General features: G+C 51.5%; 17 protein-coding genes. 5 read left to right on the top strand and 12 right to left on the bottom strand.

Translation table 11 applies throughout. The features are described 5' to 3' along the window. Positions 1-67: 67 nt before the first annotated feature. The 5 genes from pflA to CFI03_RS15785 all read right to left on the bottom strand — a co-directional run bounded on the left by pflA (position 68) and on the right by CFI03_RS15785 (position 7,106). Positions 68-808, bottom strand: a complete 741-nt coding sequence (pflA, locus tag CFI03_RS15805) for a pyruvate formate-lyase-activating protein (protein ID WP_248757952.1) — start codon at positions 806-808, stop codon at positions 68-70. A gap of 21 nt (positions 809-829) precedes the next feature. Further along, entirely contained in the window at positions 830-3,100 is a 2,271-nt protein-coding gene (pflB, locus tag CFI03_RS15800) for a formate C-acetyltransferase (RefSeq protein WP_248757951.1), read from the bottom strand. An 85-nt stretch (positions 3,101-3,185) separates the two neighbouring features. After that, positions 3,186-3,755 carry a molybdenum cofactor guanylyltransferase gene (gene mobA / locus CFI03_RS15795; RefSeq protein ID WP_248757950.1) on the bottom strand — a complete coding sequence of 190 codons (570 nt, stop codon included), beginning with the start codon at positions 3,753-3,755 and terminating at the stop codon, positions 3,186-3,188. Positions 3,756-3,844: 89 nt separating this feature from the next. After that, on the bottom strand, positions 3,845-6,451 hold the full coding sequence (gene adhE / locus CFI03_RS15790) for a bifunctional acetaldehyde-CoA/alcohol dehydrogenase (protein ID WP_248757949.1): 2,607 nt from the start codon (positions 6,449-6,451) through the stop codon (positions 3,845-3,847). A gap of 103 nt (positions 6,452-6,554) precedes the next feature. Next, on the bottom strand, positions 6,555-7,106 hold the full coding sequence (locus CFI03_RS15785) for a hemerythrin domain-containing protein (protein ID WP_248757948.1): 552 nt from the start codon (positions 7,104-7,106) through the stop codon (positions 6,555-6,557). Between the two features lie 246 nt (positions 7,107-7,352). Here CFI03_RS15785 and CFI03_RS15780 point away from each other — a divergent pair, with 246 nt between their 5' ends. The 3 genes from CFI03_RS15780 to CFI03_RS15770 all read left to right on the top strand — a co-directional run bounded on the left by CFI03_RS15780 (position 7,353) and on the right by CFI03_RS15770 (position 11,421). Then, positions 7,353-8,156, top strand: a complete 804-nt coding sequence (locus CFI03_RS15780) for an alpha/beta hydrolase (protein ID WP_248757947.1) — start codon at positions 7,353-7,355, stop codon at positions 8,154-8,156. Positions 8,157-8,382: 226 nt separating this feature from the next. Beyond that, positions 8,383-8,997 carry a TetR/AcrR family transcriptional regulator gene (locus tag CFI03_RS15775; protein ID WP_248757946.1) on the top strand — a complete coding sequence of 205 codons (615 nt, stop codon included), beginning with the start codon at positions 8,383-8,385 and terminating at the stop codon, positions 8,995-8,997. A 36-nt stretch (positions 8,998-9,033) separates the two neighbouring features. After that, positions 9,034-11,421 carry an MMPL family transporter gene (locus tag CFI03_RS15770; RefSeq protein ID WP_248757945.1) on the top strand — a complete coding sequence of 796 codons (2,388 nt, stop codon included), beginning with the start codon at positions 9,034-9,036 and terminating at the stop codon, positions 11,419-11,421. A gap of 43 nt (positions 11,422-11,464) precedes the next feature. Here CFI03_RS15770 and CFI03_RS15765 read toward each other — a convergent pair whose 3' ends face one another. The 3 genes from CFI03_RS15765 to CFI03_RS15755 all read right to left on the bottom strand — a co-directional run bounded on the left by CFI03_RS15765 (position 11,465) and on the right by CFI03_RS15755 (position 13,676). Then, positions 11,465-12,016: a hypothetical protein gene (locus tag CFI03_RS15765; protein ID WP_248757944.1), complete on the bottom strand. Its 552-nt coding sequence runs from the start codon at positions 12,014-12,016 to the stop codon at positions 11,465-11,467. 70 nt (positions 12,017-12,086) lie between these two features. Then, entirely contained in the window at positions 12,087-12,746 is a 660-nt protein-coding gene (locus tag CFI03_RS15760; RefSeq protein WP_248757943.1) for an SGNH/GDSL hydrolase family protein, read from the bottom strand. Between the two features lie 93 nt (positions 12,747-12,839). Then, positions 12,840-13,676, bottom strand: a complete 837-nt coding sequence (locus tag CFI03_RS15755; protein ID WP_248757942.1) for an SPL family radical SAM protein — start codon at positions 13,674-13,676, stop codon at positions 12,840-12,842. A gap of 161 nt (positions 13,677-13,837) precedes the next feature. On the opposite strand from CFI03_RS15755, the gene CFI03_RS15750 reads away from it, so the two are divergent. Both CFI03_RS15750 and CFI03_RS15745 read left to right on the top strand, forming a co-directional pair. Continuing rightward, on the top strand, positions 13,838-15,523 hold the full coding sequence (locus CFI03_RS15750; RefSeq protein WP_248757941.1) for a ribonuclease J: 1,686 nt from the start codon (positions 13,838-13,840) through the stop codon (positions 15,521-15,523). A gap of 66 nt (positions 15,524-15,589) precedes the next feature. Beyond that, positions 15,590-15,772 (top strand): hypothetical protein, encoded by a 183-nt coding sequence (locus CFI03_RS15745; protein WP_248757940.1) that lies wholly within the window; start codon positions 15,590-15,592, stop codon positions 15,770-15,772. A 41-nt stretch (positions 15,773-15,813) separates the two neighbouring features. Here CFI03_RS15745 and CFI03_RS15740 read toward each other — a convergent pair whose 3' ends face one another. The 4 genes from CFI03_RS15740 to CFI03_RS15725 all read right to left on the bottom strand — a co-directional run bounded on the left by CFI03_RS15740 (position 15,814) and on the right by CFI03_RS15725 (position 20,849). Further along, positions 15,814-17,313 (bottom strand): PAS domain-containing sensor histidine kinase, encoded by a 1,500-nt coding sequence (locus CFI03_RS15740; protein ID WP_248757939.1) that lies wholly within the window; start codon positions 17,311-17,313, stop codon positions 15,814-15,816. Positions 17,314-17,451: 138 nt separating this feature from the next. Further along, complete coding sequence (locus tag CFI03_RS15735; RefSeq protein ID WP_248757938.1) at positions 17,452-18,309, bottom strand: sugar phosphate isomerase/epimerase family protein; 858 nt, start codon at positions 18,307-18,309, stop codon at positions 17,452-17,454. Positions 18,310-18,399: 90 nt separating this feature from the next. Continuing rightward, positions 18,400-19,221 carry an acyltransferase domain-containing protein gene (locus CFI03_RS15730; protein WP_283094556.1) on the bottom strand — a complete coding sequence of 274 codons (822 nt, stop codon included), beginning with the start codon at positions 19,219-19,221 and terminating at the stop codon, positions 18,400-18,402. Positions 19,222-19,235: 14 nt separating this feature from the next. After that, positions 19,236-20,849 carry a response regulator transcription factor gene (locus CFI03_RS15725; RefSeq protein ID WP_248757936.1) on the bottom strand — a complete coding sequence of 538 codons (1,614 nt, stop codon included), beginning with the start codon at positions 20,847-20,849 and terminating at the stop codon, positions 19,236-19,238.

Raw genomic sequence — 20,849 nt, 5'->3', positions numbered from 1 at the left:
CTCATCATAACGTCATTCGAGACGCGGCAACATCGGGGAATCTCCTGATTTTCAGGGGAATATTTCCTTATTTATGGCGAAGAAGCCCCTGAGGGCATTCCGCCTGAAGGATGGAGGCAGCGCGGGCAACCTCCTGCTCCGTTGGAACGGGAACACCCTCCAGAGGGTACGGGCGTCCCAAGGTCTGCCATTTGTAAACGCCCATCCGGTGATACGGCAGCAGCTCAAGCTTCTCCACGTTGCCTAATTGGCGAACAAACCTGCCCAAGCGGCGCAGATCCTCCGCATGATCGGTTGTGCCGGGAATGAGTACATGGCGGATCCATACCGGCTTGGATAAGGACGACAGCCACTCGGCAAAATGCAGGATCCGGTCATTGGGCTGCGAAGTCAGCCGTTGATGCTTGTCACTGTTCATCTGCTTCAGATCAAGCAGCACAAGATCCGTATGCTGCATCAGTTCCGCTGCATGGGCCGGGTCGCAGAAGCCTGAGCTGTCCAGCGCCGTATGCAGGCCAAACCTCTCTTTGCAGGCTTTGAACAAAGCCGCGACGAAGGGAGCCTGCAGCGTAGGCTCTCCTCCCGTCACCGTAATTCCCCCACCCGAGCCGCGGTAGTAAGGCAAATATGGCTCAATCTCCTGCAAAACCTCCTCCACTGTCACTTGCCGGCCTGCGGCCGTATCCCAGGTATCGGGATTATGGCAGAACTGGCACTGCAGCGCGCAGCCCTGCATGAACAGGACAAACCGGATGCCGGGGCCGTCAACGGTGCCAAAGGTATCGATCGAATGAATGCGTCCTTTCATGCCCCATGCTCCTTCCGCACCTTAGATTTCGCCATGGAACGTCCGGTTGATCACATCGAGCTGCTGCTCTCTCGTCAGCTTGATGAAGTTGACCGCATAACCGGATACCCGAATCGTCAGCTGCGGGTAATTTTCCGGATGCTCCATCGCGTCAAGCAGCTGCTCGCGGTTAAAGACGTTGACGTTCAGATGATGCCCGCCGCTTGCCGTATAGCCGTCAAGCAAGGCAGCCAGGTTTCCGAACCGTGCCTCCTCTTCCTTGCCAAGCGCCTTCGGAATGATCGAGAAGGTGTTCGATACGCCGTCGAGGCTATGCTCGTAAGGAATCTTCGCTACCGAAGCGAGCGAAGCAAGCGCCCCCTTGCGGTCCCGGCCGTGCATCGGGTTGGCGCCCGGCGCGAATGGCTGGCCGGCTTTGCGCCCGTCCGGCGTGCTGCCGGTTTTTTTGCCGTAGACGACGTTGGAGGTGATCGTCAGGACGGACATGGTAGGAATCGCCCCGCGGTAGGCCTTATGCTGGCGCAGCCGGTTCATAAAGCCTTCGGCCAGTTCGACGGCAAGCTGGTCGGCACGGTCGTCGTTATTGCCGTATTGCGGATATTCGCCTTCGATCTCGAAGTCGACCGCAATTCCTTTCTCGTTCCTAACCGGACGGACCTTCGCGTACCGGATCGCGCTTAAGCTGTCGGCCACTACGGACAAGCCAGCGATGCCGCAGGCCATTGTCCGGATAATATCCCGGTCGTGCAGCGCCATCTCAAGCCGTTCGTAGCAGTATTTATCATGCATGTAATGGATAACGTTCAGCGTGTTCATGTACAGCTTGGCAAGCCAATCCTGTACGACGGCGAATTTTTGCTTAACCTCCTCATAATCCAGCACTTCGGAGGTAATAGGCGCGATAGCCGGACCAACCTGCACGCCAAGCTTCTCGTCTATGCCGCCGTTAATCGCGTACAGCAGCGCCTTCGCCAGATTCGCCCTTGCCCCGAAAAACTGCATTTGCTTGCCGATCCGCATGGCGGATACGCAGCAGGCAATGCCATAGTCGTCTCCGAAATAGGGGCGCATCAGGTCATCATTCTCGTACTGAATCGAGCTGGTCTCGGCCGAGACCTTGGCGCAATATTTTTTGAAAGGCTCGGGCAGCTTTGCCGACCATAGAACGGTCAGGTTGGGCTCAGGCGCCGGTCCAAGCGTATAGAGAGTATGCAGGAAACGGAAGGAATTGCGCGTAACCCGCGTCGCTCCGTTTAAGCCCATGCCGCCAACCGATTCCGTCACCCAGGTCGGGTCGCCGCTGAACAGCTCATTGTAGTCGGGTGTCCGGAGAAACTTCACGATTCTGAGCTTCATGACAAAATGGTCAACCAGCTCCTGCGCTTCCCGCTCCGTTAAGGTACCTTCCCTCAAATCCCGCTCGAAATAAATATCGAGGAAGCTGGATACGCGTCCAAGGCTCATCGCCGCTCCGTTCTGCTCTTTGATAGCGGCCAGATAGGCAAAATAGAGCCATTGCACCGCTTCCTGCGCATTTGCCGCAGGAGCGGAGAGGTCAAAGCCGTACGCGGCAGCCATTGCCTTCAGCTCGCCAAGACTCCGAAGCTGCTCGGATAATTCCTCGCGAAGCCGGATAACCTCCTCCGTCATGGCGTCTACTTCCAGCTGCAGCAGCTCCTCTTTTTTCCCTTGAATCAGCCGATCGACGCCGTATAGGGCAACGCGCCGGTAATCCCCGATAATGCGGCCGCGGCCGTAAGCGTCGGGCAAGCCCGTGATGATCCCTGCTTTTCTCGCGGCCCGCATATCGGTCGTATAAGCATCAAAAACGCCTTGATTATGCGTCTTGCGGATATCCGTAAATAGACGGAGCATCTCGGGATCAAGTTCATAGCCGTAAGCCTCGCAAGCATCGGCAGCCATTCGAATACCGCCAAAAGGCTGCACGGACCGCTTCAGCGGCGCGTCGGTCTGCAGGCCAACGATTCTTTCCTTGTCCTTGTCGATATAACCCGGCGCATGCGAAGTGATTGTGGATACGGTATGAACATCGATATCATGGACGCCGCCGCGCTCCCGCTCTTCCTTGAGCAGAGCGCTGACCTGCCGCCAAAGCGCATTCGTGTCTTCGGTTGCGGATGCGAGGAACTGTTCGCCGCCTTCATACGGCGTAAGGTTCTTCTCGATAAACGAATTGACATCAATCTGCTTCCGCCATTTACCGTCAGCGAACCCCCGCCATGCTTCTTTGCCGGCCGTCCCTCTTCTGACTTCGTTTTCCTTCATCGCCATCTTCAAGCACCTCCGTTTTCTATGTCTCCATGTTACTTCTTTGCTTGGCGCGCGGCTGTGATCTTCCTCACAAAGAAAGAGATATTTACGGCTCCCGAACGGGAACCGTACGGACAAACCTGCTGTCGATCCGGTTGCTCCGAAACGTCGGTTCCTTCAGCTTCAGCCAATGGATTTGCTGCAGCAGATACTCGACGTCCGTATGACCCTCCTCCAGCATAGCGCCAATCGGCTCGGATAAGGCGCGGTCATAGATCCCGTGCAAAGGATAGATACGGCCGCCGATCAAAGGAATAACCGCATCATACCCTTCCCGCCTCCAAAGCAATAAGAGGCTGGCCGCCGCCGCCGACGGGTGAGGCATGTGGCATCCTAGCATCCATACATCCGGGTATCTCGCAAGCGCTAGCCCCGCATGCATGCCGCTCAGTATGCCTTGACCCGCATAATAATCGCTAATGATTCGAATATCCCGGTCGACATGGCGAAGAAACGGTTGAGGATGATTCGTAACAATCGTGACCTCCGCGCATAGACTTTTCATTTCCTTGATTTGGCGATGCAGCAAGGACTGACCCTCAACGACAAGAAAAGCACGCTCGTCAGCCCTCTCCGTTCCGCAAACGTCCCCTGCTAAAATGACGCCCGATACCACCTTAATCACACCTTTCGTTCGACTGACATTAAGAAGTAAGAAAGAGCTGCCGATCCGGAGATCGGCAGCCCCAATTGCAGGTATGAATCTTAGAATCTGCCGTAAAAAGCGTTACGGTAAATGTCCGCCAGCTCGGCGACAAGCGGCATGCGCGGATTAGCGGTGGTGCACTGATCCTCGAATGCGCGGTCTGCCAGATAGTCAACTCTTTCTTCGAAATCCGCTTGATCAAAGCCCAGCTCCCGGAAGGTTTCCGGGATGCCAAGCGAACGGTTCAGCATCCGCACCGCTTCAATCAGGCTGCTTACCCCTTCCTCCGTCGTCCGGGCAGACAGGCCAAGCATGCGGGCGATTTCCGCATAGCGCTGATCGGCAATGAAATGGCTATATTTCGGAAACGAAGTGAACTTCGTAGGCTTTTGCGCATTATAGCGGATCACATGCGGCATCAGGATCGCATTGGTGCGGCCGTGCGCCGTATGGTATTGTCCTCCCCATTTATGCGCCAGGCTGTGGTTGATGCCGAGGAACGCATTCGCGAAGGCCATGCCTGCAATGGTCGAAGCATTGTGCATTTTCTCGCGGGCGAGCGGGTCTGCCGTATGATACGACTTCTCCAAATTCTCGAATACGAGGCGGATTGCATGCAGCGCAAGGCCGTCCGTATAGTCGCTCGCCATGACCGATACGTAAGCCTCGATCGCATGGGTAAGCACATCCATTCCCGTATCGGCAACCGCCGTCTTCGGCAGGCTGTATACAAATTCCGGATCGATAATCGCGACATCCGGCGTCAGCTCGTAGTCGGCCAGCGGATATTTGGTCTGCCCTTCTTTTTTGTCCGTAATGACCGCAAAAGAAGTCACCTCCGAGCCCGTTCCCGAGGTTGTTGGGATCGCAACGAATTGGGCCTTATTGCCAAGGCGCGGATATTTGTACACCCGCTTGCGGATATCGAGAAACTTCTGCTTCAGCGAATGGAAGCTGGTGTCCGGGTACTCGTAAAAGAGCCACATCGCTTTGGCTGCGTCCATAGGAGATCCGCCGCCAAGAGCGATAATGCAGTCCGGCTTGAAGCTTTCCATCAGCCGGGTGCCGCGCTCAACCGTTTCAACCGACGGATCCGGTTCAAGATCCGAGAATATCTCCATGGCGACGGGAACGGTCCGTTTGCGCAAGTAGTATTCCAGCTTCTCGACATAGCCCAGCTTCACCATCATCGCATCGGTGACGATGAGAACACGCGAGATATCCGGCATTTTCTCCAGATACTGTGTCGCGCCTTTCTCGAAGTAAATTTTCGGCGGGATTTTGAACCACTGCATATTCACCGTCCGGTAAGCCACCCGTTTGATATTAATTAAGTTGACGGCCGTTACGTTCGAGGTCGTCGAGTTATGGCCGTACGAGCCGCAGCCAAGCGTCAGCGAAGGCAGGTTCGTATTGTAAAGGTCGCCGATTGCGCCGTGGGTCGACGGCGAGTTGACAATAACCCGGCCGGTCTTGAGCCGGTCCGCAAACGCCCGGATCACTTCTTCATTGCCCGAATGGATAACGGATGAGTGGCCGAGGCCTCCAAACGCGACCACCTCTGCCGCCAGCGTTATGCCCTGCTCCGCCGTGTCCGCTTTATAGCAGGCCAGCACGGGGCTCAGCTTCTCGGCCGACAGAGGGAAATCCGTTCCGACGCCGGACAACGGGGCAATGAGAATTTTCGTATCCGCGGGCACCTCGATCCCCGCCATCTCCGCAATCCGGACGGCTGGCTGGCCCACGATCTTTCCGTTTACCGCACAGCGGTCACCCTGAATGACGAGCTTCGATACCGCTTCCGTTTCCTCTTCATTCAGGAAGTAGCAGCCGTTGTCCTTCATCAGCCTGCAAGCCTCCTCGTAGACGGGAGCTTCGATAATAACGGCCTGCTCGGAAGCGCAGATCATGCCGTTATCAAACGTCTTGGAGAGAATCAGGTCCGTCACCGCCTGCTTCAGGTCAGCCGACTGCTCGATAAAGCAAGGAACGTTGCCCGGCCCTACGCCAAGCGCCGGCTTGCCGGTGCTGTACGCGGCTTTGACCATCGCCGATCCGCCGGTTGCAAGCACAAGGGCAACATCGGGATGATTCATCAAGAGCTGCGTCGCTTCCAGCGAAGGCGTCTCGACCCACTGCACGCAAAACTCGGGTGCCCCGGCGGCAACCGCCGCTTCAAGAAGCGTCTGCGCCGCAGCCGCGCTGCTCTTCTGGGCGGAAGGGTGGAAGGCGAATATAATCGGATTGCGCGTCTTCGCCGCAATCAATGCCTTGAACATCGTAGTGGAGGTCGGGTTGGTTACCGGCGTTACACCGGCAATAATGCCAACGGGCTCCGCTACTTTTTTGTAGTTCTCATAGACATTCTCTTCGATGACGCCAACCGTGCGGTCATGCTTGATGCTGTGGTAAATATATTCCGTCGCAAAAATATTTTTCGTAATTTTATCCTCGTACACGCCTCTGCCGGTTTCTTCCACGGCCAGCTTCGCCAGCTGCATATGCCGGTCGAGGCCCGCAAGCGCCATGGCCTGCACGACGCGGTCCACCTGTTCCTGGTTCATGCGCATGTAAGCTTCCTGCGCCGACTTGGCGCGCGCCACCAATTTGTTGATTTCGTCTTGTGCGGAGTGTTGGGCTTCAAGCTTGCTTTCTTTTACAGCCATCTTCTTCTCCTCCTCATACCGGAGATCTCGTCTCCTCATGCCTTCATCGTAAAGAAATTCAAACCGGCTCACTATGACATTTCTCACACTTTGAAAAAAGACTTCAGGAGAATAAATAATCCATGTCGGTCAAAATCGTTTCGGCCAGCGGAAACAGCAGCTCTTCTTCCATCTGGAAGTGGGCGGTCAGAATAAAGCAGCCCTGGGTCAAGCAATCGCAGCCTTCCTTCAGTTCATGCTGCAGATCCGCGCCGCTTAACGGCTCCAGCCGTAAAGCATGGAGCAAGGCGCTGCTTGCCTGGACAAACGATTCGATATACTGGACAGCAAGCTCATGGTCTTTTTCCAGCACCCATAACGAAGGCATAATGGTTGGCTCGATCTTCTTGTGCGAATAATGCATCAGAATAGGGAACAGCTCCTCCTCTTCCCAAACGGAATGCCGCTTCAGCTCGCGCAGGAGCATCTCGGCTTCTTCCCGAAGTCCGATTAAGCCCTCTATCGTAACGTAACTGCTCATCCCCGTAGCATAATGAATGCTTTGCTGGCATATAGCGCTGCACATCGCTTTTATTTGTTCATGGTCCAATTCCAATCTCATCGCCAGCCTTGCAAAGGAGCTAGGCCTTGCCGTATTAAACGGATCCAGTCTCATTCCAATCCCTCCCGTACCGCTTCCTTAAAAATGTTCATGCCTCAGCCTACCATCTGCCGGTCATGGCCGGCTGTGACGCATATCACAGTTGGCCGGACGGACATAGAACGTTCAAATAAAAAGGCCTGCCCTGCGCAAATCTAACCGAAACAACACAAAATCGAGCGAGAAGCCCGGCTGGTTTTAAGCTAAACTTGGGAGAGTTGTTATCGATTCATGACTCGGTTGAGGGGGACAGGATAATCTATGAAACTGGAAAACATTAAACTGGAGATTAGCAGCGGGGCTACGTTAACGCTTTATCTGCACGACATTATGGAGTTAAGGGAAAAAGCGCGCCCCATTGTTCTGGTCACGCCCGGAGGAGCATACCGTTTCTGCTCCGAGCGGGAAGCCGAGCCCGTAGCGATTGCCTTCTACAACGCTGGCTACCATGCGGCGGTATTGCGCTACTCCTGCATGGAGGATGCGCGTCATATGCAGCCGATGGCGGAAGCTTTGGAGTCAATCCGGATACTAAGAGAGCATGCTGATAAATGGCATATTGTTGCGGATAAAATCGCGGTTTGCGGTTTTTCGGCAGGCGGACATTTGGCTGCTTCCACCGGTACGATGTGGAATGAGCCCGCGCTTATGAAACGCTTGAACTATGCGGGAGATATTCTGAAGCCTAATGCTCTCATTCTTGGCTACCCGGTTATTACTTCCGGTGAATTCGCGCACCGCGAATCGTTCTACAACATCAGCGGCTCGCCTGAAGACGATGAGATATCGGGCTTTTATTCGCTGGAGAAACGCGTAACCGGCGAAACTCCCCCAACCTTCATCTGGCATACGGAGGACGATCCGGCGGTTACGGTGGAGAATGCACTGCTCTTTATAAGCGCTTTGCGTAAGCATCAAGTACCGTTCGAGTGCCATATCTTCAATAAAGGTGAGCATGGCCTGTCCCTGTGCAATGAAGAAGTAAATACGCCGAATCCGCATTGCGCCCACTGGTTCGGCTTATGTATCGAATGGCTGGACTCGATTGGGCTGGGTTTGGAGTAACATCGATTTGAAGAGAACGGCCAGGGATTAGGATCCCTGGCCGTTCTCTTTCTTTCTTTCAAGCGGGAACAAAACAAGCGATTTTGCCTGCTGCAGCAGCTTCCGCCACAAAAACGTCAAACTCTGCCCGTTGTGCATGATTGCCCAATGGGCAATAATATACTTATACAATTGTTGCCCATTGGGCAACGAACGAAGTGAGGTGAAGGCACGCGGCCGGTCTACGATGAACAAGCAAAGCTTGCGTGATGTCAAAAGAGAAGCAACGGCTAATGCGCTTGCGGAGGCGGCATTTGATCTCGCGATGGAACGCGGGATGGACAGTTTTGTAGTGGAGGATGTTGTGCAGCGCGCGGGATATTCGAGAAGAACGTTTGCGAATCATTTTTCCTGCAAGGAAGAAGCGGTTGTTATGGGGGCTTCCGCCTTCAACAACGTGGATGAGGTGCAGCAGCTCATCGAGAGCTTGACGGAGAACTCCACTCCGCTTGAGGTGATGGAGCATCTGGTCCGGATGGAGCTTACCGCTGGCCTGTTCAAAAAAACACGCGAGCTCGTAAAGCTGTCCAAACAGCACCCTACCCTGGAGCCTTACATTCTCAGCGCTCTTCATAGCCATCAAGGCCTTGCCGAGCAATTGCTGCTCGATTTGTTCGAAGACAACTATGCAAAAGGCTACATTCAGCTGCTCGTTGGCGCTTCTTACGGCGCCGCGCTTCCGATGCTGTACGGCAGCGGCAACATCCTGTTCCCGGGTCAATCAAGCGATGAGTCGCCGGACTCTATCCCGCTCGATCAATATTTAGACGACATGTTTGGTTACTTGAAAAACGGTTTTTAGATTTTATTCCCTATATAAAAGGAGAACCACACTGTTATGTCGACTTTCCTGTACAAAATAGGCAAAACCGCTTATAACAAGCCTTGGCATTTTATCATTGCGTGGATCGCCATTCTTGGCGTTGTTGGCGCCCTGATCGGCATTAACGGCATTCATACCAGCTCCGAGATGAAAATCAAAGGCACGGAAGCGCAGAAGGTATTGGATCAGCTGGCAAAAGAACTGCCGGAAGCTTCCGGCGGGCAAGCAAGCGTTGTCTTCACTGCCCCGCGGGGCGAACGGCTGGATACGCCCGATCGTATAGCTGCTATTACGAAAGCTATTAACGATGTGTACGGCATTGAATATGTCATTAATCCGGCTGAAGCAGCTGCCGCGGCAGGCGCAACGGCAATGGATGCGGCTCAATCCGGCAATGCGGCTGCCGGCAGCGAGCAGCAAAACGCTCCGCAAAGCGCAGCGCAGACGGATCAATCCCAAGCGGCTGCGGCTGCTCCATACGGTCCGTTGATTGTTGAAGGCAATCCGGTACCCGGCGTTATGATTTCAGCTGACGGCAACGTCGCTTTGTTCCAATTCCAGTTCACCGTGCAGCAAATGTCCCTTCCGCAAGAGGTAATCGACACTGTCGTGGATGATGTTACGGCTGTTGAGCAAGCAAACCTGGGCATCAAAGCCCTGCCAAGCGATACGCTTGTAGGCAAACCGGCAATCGGAGCTACAGAAGGAATTGGTATCGTTGTTGCCGCGGTTGTTCTGTTTATAACGCTTGGTTCTGTTGTTGCAGCTGGTCTTCCGCTTATTACCGCACTTCTTGGCGTAGGCATCAGCGTAGGCGGCGCTTATTCTCTCTCCAAATTTATTCCGATGACCGACATCACGCCGGCGCTTGCTATGATGGTTGGTCTGGCCGTCGGCATCGACTATTCCCTGTTTATCGTAAACCGCCAGCGCCGCATGATCCTAGATCAGGGCCTTAGCGCCCGCGAAGCGGCAAGCCGTGCGGTTGGTACGGCTGGCAGCGCGGTATTTTTCGCGGGGTTAACCGTTATTATCGCGTTATGCGGCATGGTTGTTATGAATATCGACTTCCTGACCGCTATGGCGCTTGTTGCTGCGGCAAGTGTCTTCATTAACGTCCTTGTAGCCTTGACCTTGCTTCCGGCATTGCTTGGTCTGGTTGGCGAGCGGATCGTCTCCGAGAAAGCGCGGAAGAAAAACAACGAACAAGCAGGCATTGCCCGTCAAGGTACGGCTCATCGCTGGGCAAGCGGAGTTGTAAGACGCCGCTGGCTTGTGATTGTAGGCGTGATTGTTATTCTTGGAGCCGCATCCATTCCGGCAGCCAACATGAAATTAGGCATGCCATCCGGCGATACCGCAAATCTGGATACGCCGGCTAGACAAAGCTTTGACGCGATCTCGGCCGGCTTTGGCAAAGGCTTTAACTCGCCGCTACTGCTCGTTGCCGAGCCTGCAAGCTCCTCCGACAAGGTTACGCCTGAACTTCTCGGCAAGCTTGTGCAGGATATCCAACAGCATGACGATGTTGCGGTTGTTACGCCAATGGGCATTAACAAGACCGGCGATATCGGGATTATCAGCGTTATTCCGAAATCGGGTCCTACGGACGACGAGACCAAAAAGCTCGTAAAAGAACTACGCGATCAAGACTCCAGCATCTCGCAATCTAACAAAGTGACGCTTGGCGTTACCGGCTTCACCGCGATTAACATCGATATGTCGGCAAAGCTGGCTGAGGTATTCCCGCTCTATATCGGCATCATTCTGATCTTGTCGCTGATCATTCTGCTGCTCGTATTCCGGTCCATTATCGTTCCGGTGAAAGCAACTATCGGCTTCCTGCTTAGTATCCTCGCTACCTTCGGGATTACAACCGCAGTGTTCCAATGGGGCTGGCTGCATGATCTGTTCGGCTTTGATACCGGCGGTCCGCTTCTCAGCTTTATGCCGATTATGGTATCCGGCATCCTGTACGGCCTTGCGATGGACTATCAAGTCTTCCTTGTCAGCTCCATGCGGGAAGCTTATGTCCACGGACATAAAGGAACAACTAGCGTGGTTGATGGCTATAAGCAAGCAAGCCGCGTCGTTGTGGCGGCAGCCGTTATCATGGTATCCGTCTTCGCCGGGTTCATTCTGACCGAAGATATTATGCTGAAGCAAATCGGCTTTGCTCTCACCATCGGTATTCTTATTGACGCATTCTTCGTCCGCATGGCGCTTGTTCCGGCCATTATGGCGGTGTTTGGCGACAAAGCATGGGGTATGCCGAAATGGCTGGACCGCATTCTTCCAAACCTGGACGTTGAAGGCGACAAGCTGATTGCGGAGCTTAACAAATCGTCGAATCCGAATGGCCATAAAGAGTTAAAGAAGGCTAAACCAAGCCGGGCTCATTAGAAGAAAATCAAGAAAGGACCGCTGCCAGCAGTGGTCCTTTCTTTTATTTCACCGTAATCATCGTATAGACGCTTGTGTTGTAATGACTGTGAACGACCGATTCGTCCAACGAAAATAGACACACGGCCTCTATCAAATAGTTTCCCGGAGGTAAAATGAGTTCCTTCTCGGAGTAAAACTCCCGCCAGAAACCCGCCTTTGGGTCATCGCTGCTATAGCCGCCGCTCTTCACGAAAGGATAGTCAACCGACTTCCCCTTTATCAGCTTCGTTGACGTCAGCTCCGTCGTATTGGCACCCTGCATATCAAACTCCAATCCGTCCGTGATGCGGAATCCAACGATTGTGTGCCCGCCCCAGACGGTAAATGAATCGTCGAATCCAACGTACGTCAGACTAGCGGAATACGGAACGGGTTCATTAGCAGCAAAGGACGTTTTCTCGATATTCAGCTTAAACTCGAACATGTCGTCCTTGTGCACAAGCTTTGGATGATTCATCCTCTCTTCTACGTCAGCGTCGATTTCCTTCTCCTGCGCCTTGCCCCCGCATGCGGTAAGCAGAAGGATGAACAGAAGTACAATACCCGCTCTCATAACGTTCTCCCCCCATTCACCCTTTCCAAAACAGACGGGGAGCGTAAGCAAAAGGTTACATCATGCCGCCTTACAACCCGCGGTTGTAATCGTATTCAATCGCTTGCAGAAAGGCCCGGGCAAGCACCGCATGGCCCGACATATTGGGATGAACCCGGTCCCAGGCGAGAGTTGCCGGATAAATATGACCAAGCACCTTGTTAAACGCCGCCTGCGTATCCACGAAACGGGCATCGTACTTGGATGCCAGCTTTTGGACAACCCGACCGTATTGATCCATCGTTCTGCGCATCGGGTCCGCTTCGTTCGGCTCAAGATAGAATGGAGTCATTAACACAAGCCCTTGCAGTGTTGGTCTCGTACGCTCCACCAATGCCTCCAGCTTCTCTTCATATTCGTCTATGTAGACATGCTGCTCGGTCTGAGCGGGCAAATCATATTGCCTCCAAATATCGTTTGTGCCGATCATAATAGACAGCCAGTCCGGTTTCAGATCCAGCACATCCGTTTCCCAGCGGTCCGTTAAATCCCGAACGTTATTGCCGCTTGTTCCCATGTTCACCACGCGGATACCCAGCTCCGGATAAGCTGCGGTCAACAGCGCATCCACCAACGACACATACCCTTTCCCGATGGCGCCAAACAGTCCTTCTCCCCTAGGTCTAGCCCGTTCGCAATCCGTAATCGAGTCTCCGATCATGACCAGCTTCGAATTTTGCCCTAACAACATTCATATGGCCCCCTCTGCCGAACTATAAGATATTGAAGAATCTACCACATTCATCATACCAAAAAACCGAAAAAGGGCTACTGAAATTCATGCTTAATTAAGCGGAAATGCTTCGCTCTTCGACACATGGATCATCTCGCCTGGATAGAACGACCGAAAGTACGACTCTACTCTGGAATGAATATCGCTCCGGTACCAATCCGTCAGGTCATGGTCGTCAAACAGCTGAGGCATGCCTAAACGCTTGGACCTCTTCCCCATGGAACCATCTCCGATTGTTAGCGTATCGATCCAGATCCGGTCCGCTATTCCTTCCAGTGCCTTTGGGAAATCCGGCGTAAACGGCAGCACCGGAGAGATCGCGGCTTGCGTCATTATCCCGGCGTCATGCACCTCTTTCAGAGCCTTCAGCCGCAGCTTGATACCCGGCGCGTAGGGAGCAAATAACCGCTTCATATCCTCGCGGTCCGTCTCTACCGTCATCGATACTAGAATCTCGCATTTGTCCTTGAGTGACACGATAAGATCGAGGTCCTTCCTAATAAGCGGGCTGCGCGTCTGAATCTGAATCAGATCGGGAGGAGCCTCCAGCATTTCCTGCAAAATCCGCCTTGTAATCCCCGCTTCCCGTTCGACCGGCTGATAGGGATCCGTTGCCGAGGACATAAAAATATTAATCGGCTTATTTTTCCGGCGCAGCTTATTCACTTCGTTCCGGTAAATGTCCGCGGCATTGGTCTTAATGTCCACCCATTCTCCCCATGGGATCTGTTTGAACTTCTGGATCGGCATTTCTCTCACATAGCAATATTTGCAGGCAAACGAACACCCGCTATATGGATTAAGGGAATGGGTAAAGCCGATATCCAAGTAACCCTTTGCTTCGCTTAGAATACTCTTGGAGACGATATCTCTAATCTCGACAGCCATGGCAATCCCCTTTCTTCAAAAAACACACAAGAACATACGTTCTGTTATTTATCATAACTAAACTTCAGCTTTTAATCAATCTCTTCTGGAATAATGACCTTTGGGAACGGGTAAACCAACCAAATGAAGAAAATAACAAATATGGATAGGCGGAGGCACGCATGTCTGCAAATCAGAATCACAAATTATCGGTTATTCCTCTTGGCGGGGTTAATGAAATCGGAAAAAACATGTACGTCATCGAATGCGGCGAAGATCTGATCGTAGTAGACTGCGGATCTAAATTTCCGGATGAAAGCTTGCTTGGCATTGATGTGATTATTCCGGATATTACGTATCTCATCGAAAACGAGAACAAAGTCCGCGGCCTTGTCGTCACGCATGGCCATGAAGATCATATTGGCGGAATCCCCTATATTATTAAACAATTAAACATGCCTATTTATGCAACAAGGCTTACGCTTGGTCTAATCAAAGGGAAGCTGAAAGAACATGGTCTGCTGGGTTCAACAACCCTTCATCAGATTGAACCGCAGTCGGAGATTACCTTGGGAACGGTTCCCGTCAGCTTTTTCAGCACTAACCACAGTATTCCGGATTGCCTAGGCATCGTATTCCACACTCCCCAAGGAACGGTTGTCCATACCGGGGATTTCAAATTCGATCTTACCCCGGTCAATAACCAATACGCCGATATTCACAAGATGGCGGAGATCGGGAAAAACGGCGTATTAGCGCTGTTATCCGAAAGCACCAATGCGGAACGTCCGGGCTTTACCCCATCCGAACGTCTGGTTGGGGCGAATATTCAGGAAGCTTTCTATAATGCGGACGGCATGATTTTTATCACAACATTCGCATCCAATGTCCATCGGCTTCAGCAAATTATTGACGCCTCGGTCAAAACCGACCGAAAAATCGCCCTGGCCGGCAGAAGCATGGTTAATGTGGTGGATATCGCCTCTACGTTGGGCTACCTCAATATGCCTCCCAATATGCTGGTGGACATTGCCGAAGTCAATAAATACAAACGAAATGAAATCACGGTGATGTGCACGGGCAGTCAAGGCGAGCCTATGGCCGCATTGGGGCGGATTGCCAGCGGCAATCATCGGCAGCTAGCCGTTCATCCCGGCGATACCGTTATTTTCGCCTCCTCCCCTATTCCGGGGAACGAGCGGAATGTCGCCCGAATCGTGGATAACCTGTTCGAGAGGAAAGCCAAGGTCATTTACGGCTCCGGATCAAGCACCGGCATGCATGTATCCGGACATGCCAGCCAGGAGGAGCTGAAGCTGATGCTTACGCTTATGAAGCCGCAATATTTTATTCCCATACACGGCGAATACCGGATGCTGCACTTGCATCGCGAATTAGCCGAATCCGTTGGGGTAAAAGCAAACAATATCTTTATCCTGAATAACGGCGATGTCGTGGACTTTGCAGGCTCGGAGGCTTTTCACGAAAGAAGCGTTACGAATGGAGATACCTACGTCGACGGGCTAGGGATCGGCGATGTAGGCAACGTGGTGCTGCGCGACCGCAAGGTGCTGTCTGCCGACGGCATTCTCATTATTGTGGTTACGATTGGGAAGAACGACAACAAGATTGTGTCCGGACCGGACATTATTTCCCGCGGTTTCGTATTCGTGAAGGAATCGGAAGGATTAATGGAGGAAGTACACCGGATCACGCTCCAGGAAATGGAACAGCTGCTGGAGAAGGAGAACAAGCTCCATAAGCCTTGGAATCTCTACAAGCAAAGCTTGAAAGAGTCGGTCGGAAAATTCCTGTACGCCAAAACAAAACGTAGACCCATGATACTTCCGATCATTATTCTGGTTTAGCTGGATATACTATTCAGGCCGATTAATATACCGGTTGCACGACATAGAAGAAAGGTGGAGAAACCTATGACATCAAGCCGCGGCCATCAAGGCGCCCACGGAATCGGACAAGTAGAGAAGCAATTAAACCGTCAAGCGCAAGCTGCCGAACAAATGCAAGGCACCAGCGAGACCGACCAAGAGGTGCTTGCAGCCAGTCAGGAGCCTTCCTCCGTAATGGAAGAAATCGTCGACACGCATAACGAGTAAAAAGGAATACCGGCAAAAAAGAGTATTTGATCTTTTCGCGATCAAATACTCTTTTCTTCATCCTGATCATTATCCATCTCCACGGGAAAAGTAACGGACACGACGGTCCCTTTTGAACTCGTCTCTATCGTCAGCTCCCCGCCCATTTCAACAATAATTTGCTTGGAAATAAACAGCCCTAAGCCATTGCCTGACTGTTTGGTCGTGAAAAACGGCGTAAACAGCTTATCCATCACGTCAGGCGGAATTCCCGGCCCCGAATCCTGAACGAACAAAGTGACGGTATGATCTGCTTCCCGCAGCCCAAGGACCAGCCTGCCTCCGGATTCCATCGCTTCAATGCTGTTCTTGCATAGATTCAAAATGACCTGCTTCAAGAGAGCGACATTGGCTATAATCGACCTGCCGGCCACAACCCCGTCAGTGTCCATCTGGATATTGTTCATATTCGTATCCACTTGGATGAGGGGAAGAATATCGTTTACCAGCTTCAACATGTCGATCGTTTCCATGCTGCTCTCTTTGGGCTTGCGGAGCCATAACATTTCGCTGACCAGGTCGTTAATGCGGGAAAGCTCCGTCTGGATGAGGTCGACATAGCGCTGCTCTTTCTCAATGCCATACCTTTTCAATGTTTCGCCTAACAGCTGAACAAATCCCCGTATGCCCGTCAGCGGATTTCTAATCTCATGCGCCACGCCAACAGCCAATTCGCCAAGCGCCGCATTCATCTCCGACAAGCGCAGCATCTTTTCAATGTTTTTCCGTTCGGAAATATCGACGGCCGTTGCAATAATTCCCGTAACGCGGCCCTGGTTGTAATAAGGGATTAAGGTCTTGTATAAGCTTCTTCCGTGCAGCTCGGTTTCGAAGCTGATCGTTTCCCCTTGAAGAATCCGGTCATAATATTGCCCCTCCGTCTTGTAGAGGAAAGGGAATATTTCCCTGACCGTTTTCCCGTAGCTGTTAGCCGTCGTATAACCAAGCTCCTCCGCGATTCTCCCTTCGGCCAGGACGTAATAAAGCTCGCCGTCTTCCCTCTTCTTCATTTGAATCACAAAGCCGTTCACGGAACGAACCGTCTGCAGAAGCTCTTCTTTCATTTCATCGTATTTATTTTTCTCGATGGCTTTCACGATCGAGATATCTCTGCCCGCGATCAGAATACACGGCTTCGCCAAGATGTTGATCAGCTCCAAATTCAGGACGCAGGTCACGATATTATTCTGCCGGTCTCTGACCTCGATCTCTAAATCCTGGATCAATCCGCTCTCCTCCAAAGCCGACATGACATTGTCCCGCTCCACCGCGTTCGTCCAGATCCCCAGATCAAAAACATTAAGCTTAAGCAGTTCTTCGTCACTATAGCCCAGCCTTCGAACAACGGAATCGTTGGCGTAAATGAATTCGCCGTCATGGAAGGTCGTAATGCAGACGAATTCCGATCTCATGTTCAAAATCCGGTTTAATAAAAATTGCGTCAGCTCGCTATTTTGATTCACGAACAGTTCATGTTGGAAGTGATCTCTTAGCGACAGCATGGCATCCACCTACATTCCCGTCTTTTTCTAGTAGTGATTATACACTCCTTATATTAAATCGGAATAGCGGGAAACAAATTTACTGCTATATTGCGAACAAAAAGAGGAGCGTTAGTATCGCTCCTCTGTTAGGCCTTATTAAAGAGATTGCCAGATCTTCTTCAATTGATTGAGTCCCTGCTGAACGCCGAAACGGCATGGCTCCAAGCCTTCGAACTCAACGGAAATATAGCCGTCATACCCGGATTGCTTCACAATGCCAAGCACCCGGCGCATGTCGATATCGCCTTGGCCTACAATGGCTCCACGCAAATAATTGCCGCGTGCGGAGCGGAACCAGCCGTCTCCAAGGTCGCTTTCGGGATGACGCACATAGAAATCTTTAATATGTACCATAGCCGCATACTCGATATTATTGGAGACGCCAACAGCCGGATTTTCGTCTACGCAGACGAAGTTGCCGACGTCCAGCGTTGTTTTGAAATTGTCCCGGTCCGTTGCATGCAGGAGAGCCTGGACACGATCGCTGGCTTGAAGGAAATAACCGTGGTTTTCAACCGTTGTCGTAATTCCCTTCGCAGCCGCGTAATCGGCGATCCGGCGGCAAGCCTCTGCCAGCTTGGGAAGCTCGTTGTTGAAATTTCGGATCGACGTATCCGGCGACGATGCCACGTCGTGGCGCATCAGACCAACGCCAAGCTTCGCCGCAATATCCACTTCCCGCATAACGCGCTCAATCTCTTGCTCGTATTCCGCTTCGCTTTTACCGGCGAAATTGGCTCCTATCAAATAATTGGAGATAGCAATGCCCACCTCGTCCGCTTTACGGCGGATGTCATCAACTAATTCCGGATTCTCCGTCAAATTGAAGCCAAGCGGCACAATTTCAACATGCTCGCCGCCAATTTCGGCAATCGTGGCAATGACGTCAATAACGTCCATTTCCCCTGATTGAAGCGCTTGATAGTAGCTATAGGTGCTGATCCCAAATTTCATTATCCGATCTCCTCCCAAGTGTTGCTGACTCCATAATGGAAATATCTATTAAATAATAGCATGATTAAACCGAGGAAACGATCCTATCTATTAATCGCGTTCCCCGGGTATGTAAATACCGCATCCGCTCCCAAGTCTCCCGCCATTATTTAATAGTGATTTGGCTGCTCGCTGCAAGCTTGTCTCTTCCGCGTAATCATTGGGATTTGCCTCTAACCGACGGAAGATTCTTTGCTCGGCTTCCCTTGATGCTTCGTTCAATTCATAAATATAGAATAGCCGTTGAAACTTCAAAATGTTTGATTCAGCCATCAGCACCTGCTCAAGACCGGGGTAGAGCAGCCATGATGAGCAAATATAAACCATAGGAATTCCCCGGAAAAATTTCCGGGCTAAACGGAAAGAATGGGACACCTCAATCGGAGTTAGCGGTTCCCCTTCCGGAATGTGAACATTCAGCACCAGCTGATGCTTTTCCACCAAGCGTTGACCTACCTTCAAGTTCTCTCCGTTATAAGCTATCGGTTGAAACTGCAGTCGCCCGAGTCGAAATAACTGAAGCCTGACATGCTCCTGAAGCCAGTTGTACTCTTCTAGGCCATACTCGCCGTAATCCCGATAGCAGACTTCGCTCCAAATCCGAATATCCGAGAAGGTATCGAAATAAATGTTGTCTTCGATTTCCCGAATCCGGTATTCTTCATACGCATCCACGGCAAATCTCGCGAACAGATAAAGCAGCATTTGCCTGTATCCCGCCGTTCCCGTAACCTGACGAAAAAACGAATGACGATCCGTTTGAAAATGCTGTTTCAGCCTCGCATACTCCTCTTCTTCCATGCGAAAATCCATAATGATTCGGCTAGCTTCCTCACCTAATTGAATTCCATTGCAAAACTCTCTTAATTGCATCAATTCATCTCCCATCATAGACCGTTCTTAAACTCCTGCGGCGTCATTCCGTATTGGGTCTTAAACAGCTTAATGAAATACTGCGGCTTCTGGTATCCGACCTCATGCGCGATTTGGCTTATCTTTAAGTCCTTGTGCTTCAACAATTGCACCGCTTTCTCCATTCGCAGCCGAAGCACGTAGTTCGAGAAATTTTCCTTTGTCTCCTGTTTAAACAGGTTGGATACATAGACGGGATGCAGATTGACATGATCGGCCACCGTTTGCAGAGTTATATCCTTTATATTTTCTTGAATGAACCGGCGGATTCGTTCCATCAGGTCAGACCGTATGTTGTCCGAACGGCTACCGCTATAAGCTTTGATTTGAACATAGCTGTCGAAAGCCCATTCCTTTAACGGCTCCACGCTCCAGCCGGCATCAATCTTCAGCATCTTATCGATTTCTCTTCCGAACACTTCGTAAATTCGTTTGCCCTTCTTGTGCAAATAATAAGAATAAGTTTGCAGCAAGGTAACGTAGATTTGCAGCCCGTATTCGCGCGCTCCGCCGCCGGCGCCTTCAAGCTCTTCGAATATCCGGTTCAGCTTGCTCTCGAATCCGTTCCATTGCTCCAAATCGATCAATTCCATAAACGTTTGGGAACGATAAAGCTCCGCAAGCGGCTGGATTTCGAAAACTTCTTTCTTTTGCGCCGCGTCAAAAAAGCTTTCGGTCTGGTAGCCAATATAATCGGTGTAGATCGATAATGCGGAATGGTACATGGGCAAAATATCGTTCGGGAACCCGCCCCAGCTGCTAAGCACAACGGAAACCTTCGACTTCAAATAAAGCTTGATCTGATGCTGGGAGAGCCTCGCTAGGTCTTCTATTATCGCAGAGTGGTCTCTGCCTGATTGTCCGCTCCCGTTGGGTTGGACCAGGAAAATCAAATAATCATGCGAATCCTTGCAATACGCCACATGATATTTGTTCGCAAAAACCTCTTCCACAATATTAAACATGGCATATTCGATCAACGAAAGACTATAGAGATCCGTATTCGAATAGTCTTCCTCTACTCTCATGCACAAGAGAATAGCTTCCTTCTCGGCGGAAAAAGGAAGTCCGTACAATTGAAGCTTATCCTGCAAAGCCGATAACGGGTAGCTTTTGCCGGCTAACAATTCGAACAGGAACATTTCTCTCAATTTGGGCAGGCTTTCGCGGAACCGGTAAGCGAATTTCTGCTGATCGAGCAGCTCGTTTCCTTCTTCCGTAATCCGATAGATAATGGTGCGCAGCGTCTGCTCCAATTCCTCATTCGATACCGGTTTTAATAGATAGTCGCATACCTGCTGCTGAATCGCTTCCCTCGCATATTGAAATTCATCATAACCGGTTATAATAACCGCCTTCGTATTTTTCCATTTTTCATTGATTCGGGCAATCAATTCAAGTCCGGTCATCCCGTTCATATGAATATCCGTTACCACGATATCGACGGAGCGGTAATTCAGCAGCTCTAGAGCTTCTTCGCCTGAATAGGCTTTGTAGACATTGGAAATCCCCATTTGCTCCCACGGAAGTCCAATGGCCAAGCTGTCCACCAAATGCGTATGATCGTCCACAATCAAAATTTCGTACAT

The sequence above is a fragment of the Paenibacillus sp. ATY16 genome (assembly GCF_003399985.2).
Classification (GTDB): Bacteria; Bacillota; Bacilli; order Paenibacillales; family Paenibacillaceae; genus Pristimantibacillus; species Pristimantibacillus glycanilyticus.
The sequence above is the reverse complement of the archived record's forward strand: the minus strand, read 5'-3'. Positions and strand labels throughout refer to the sequence as shown.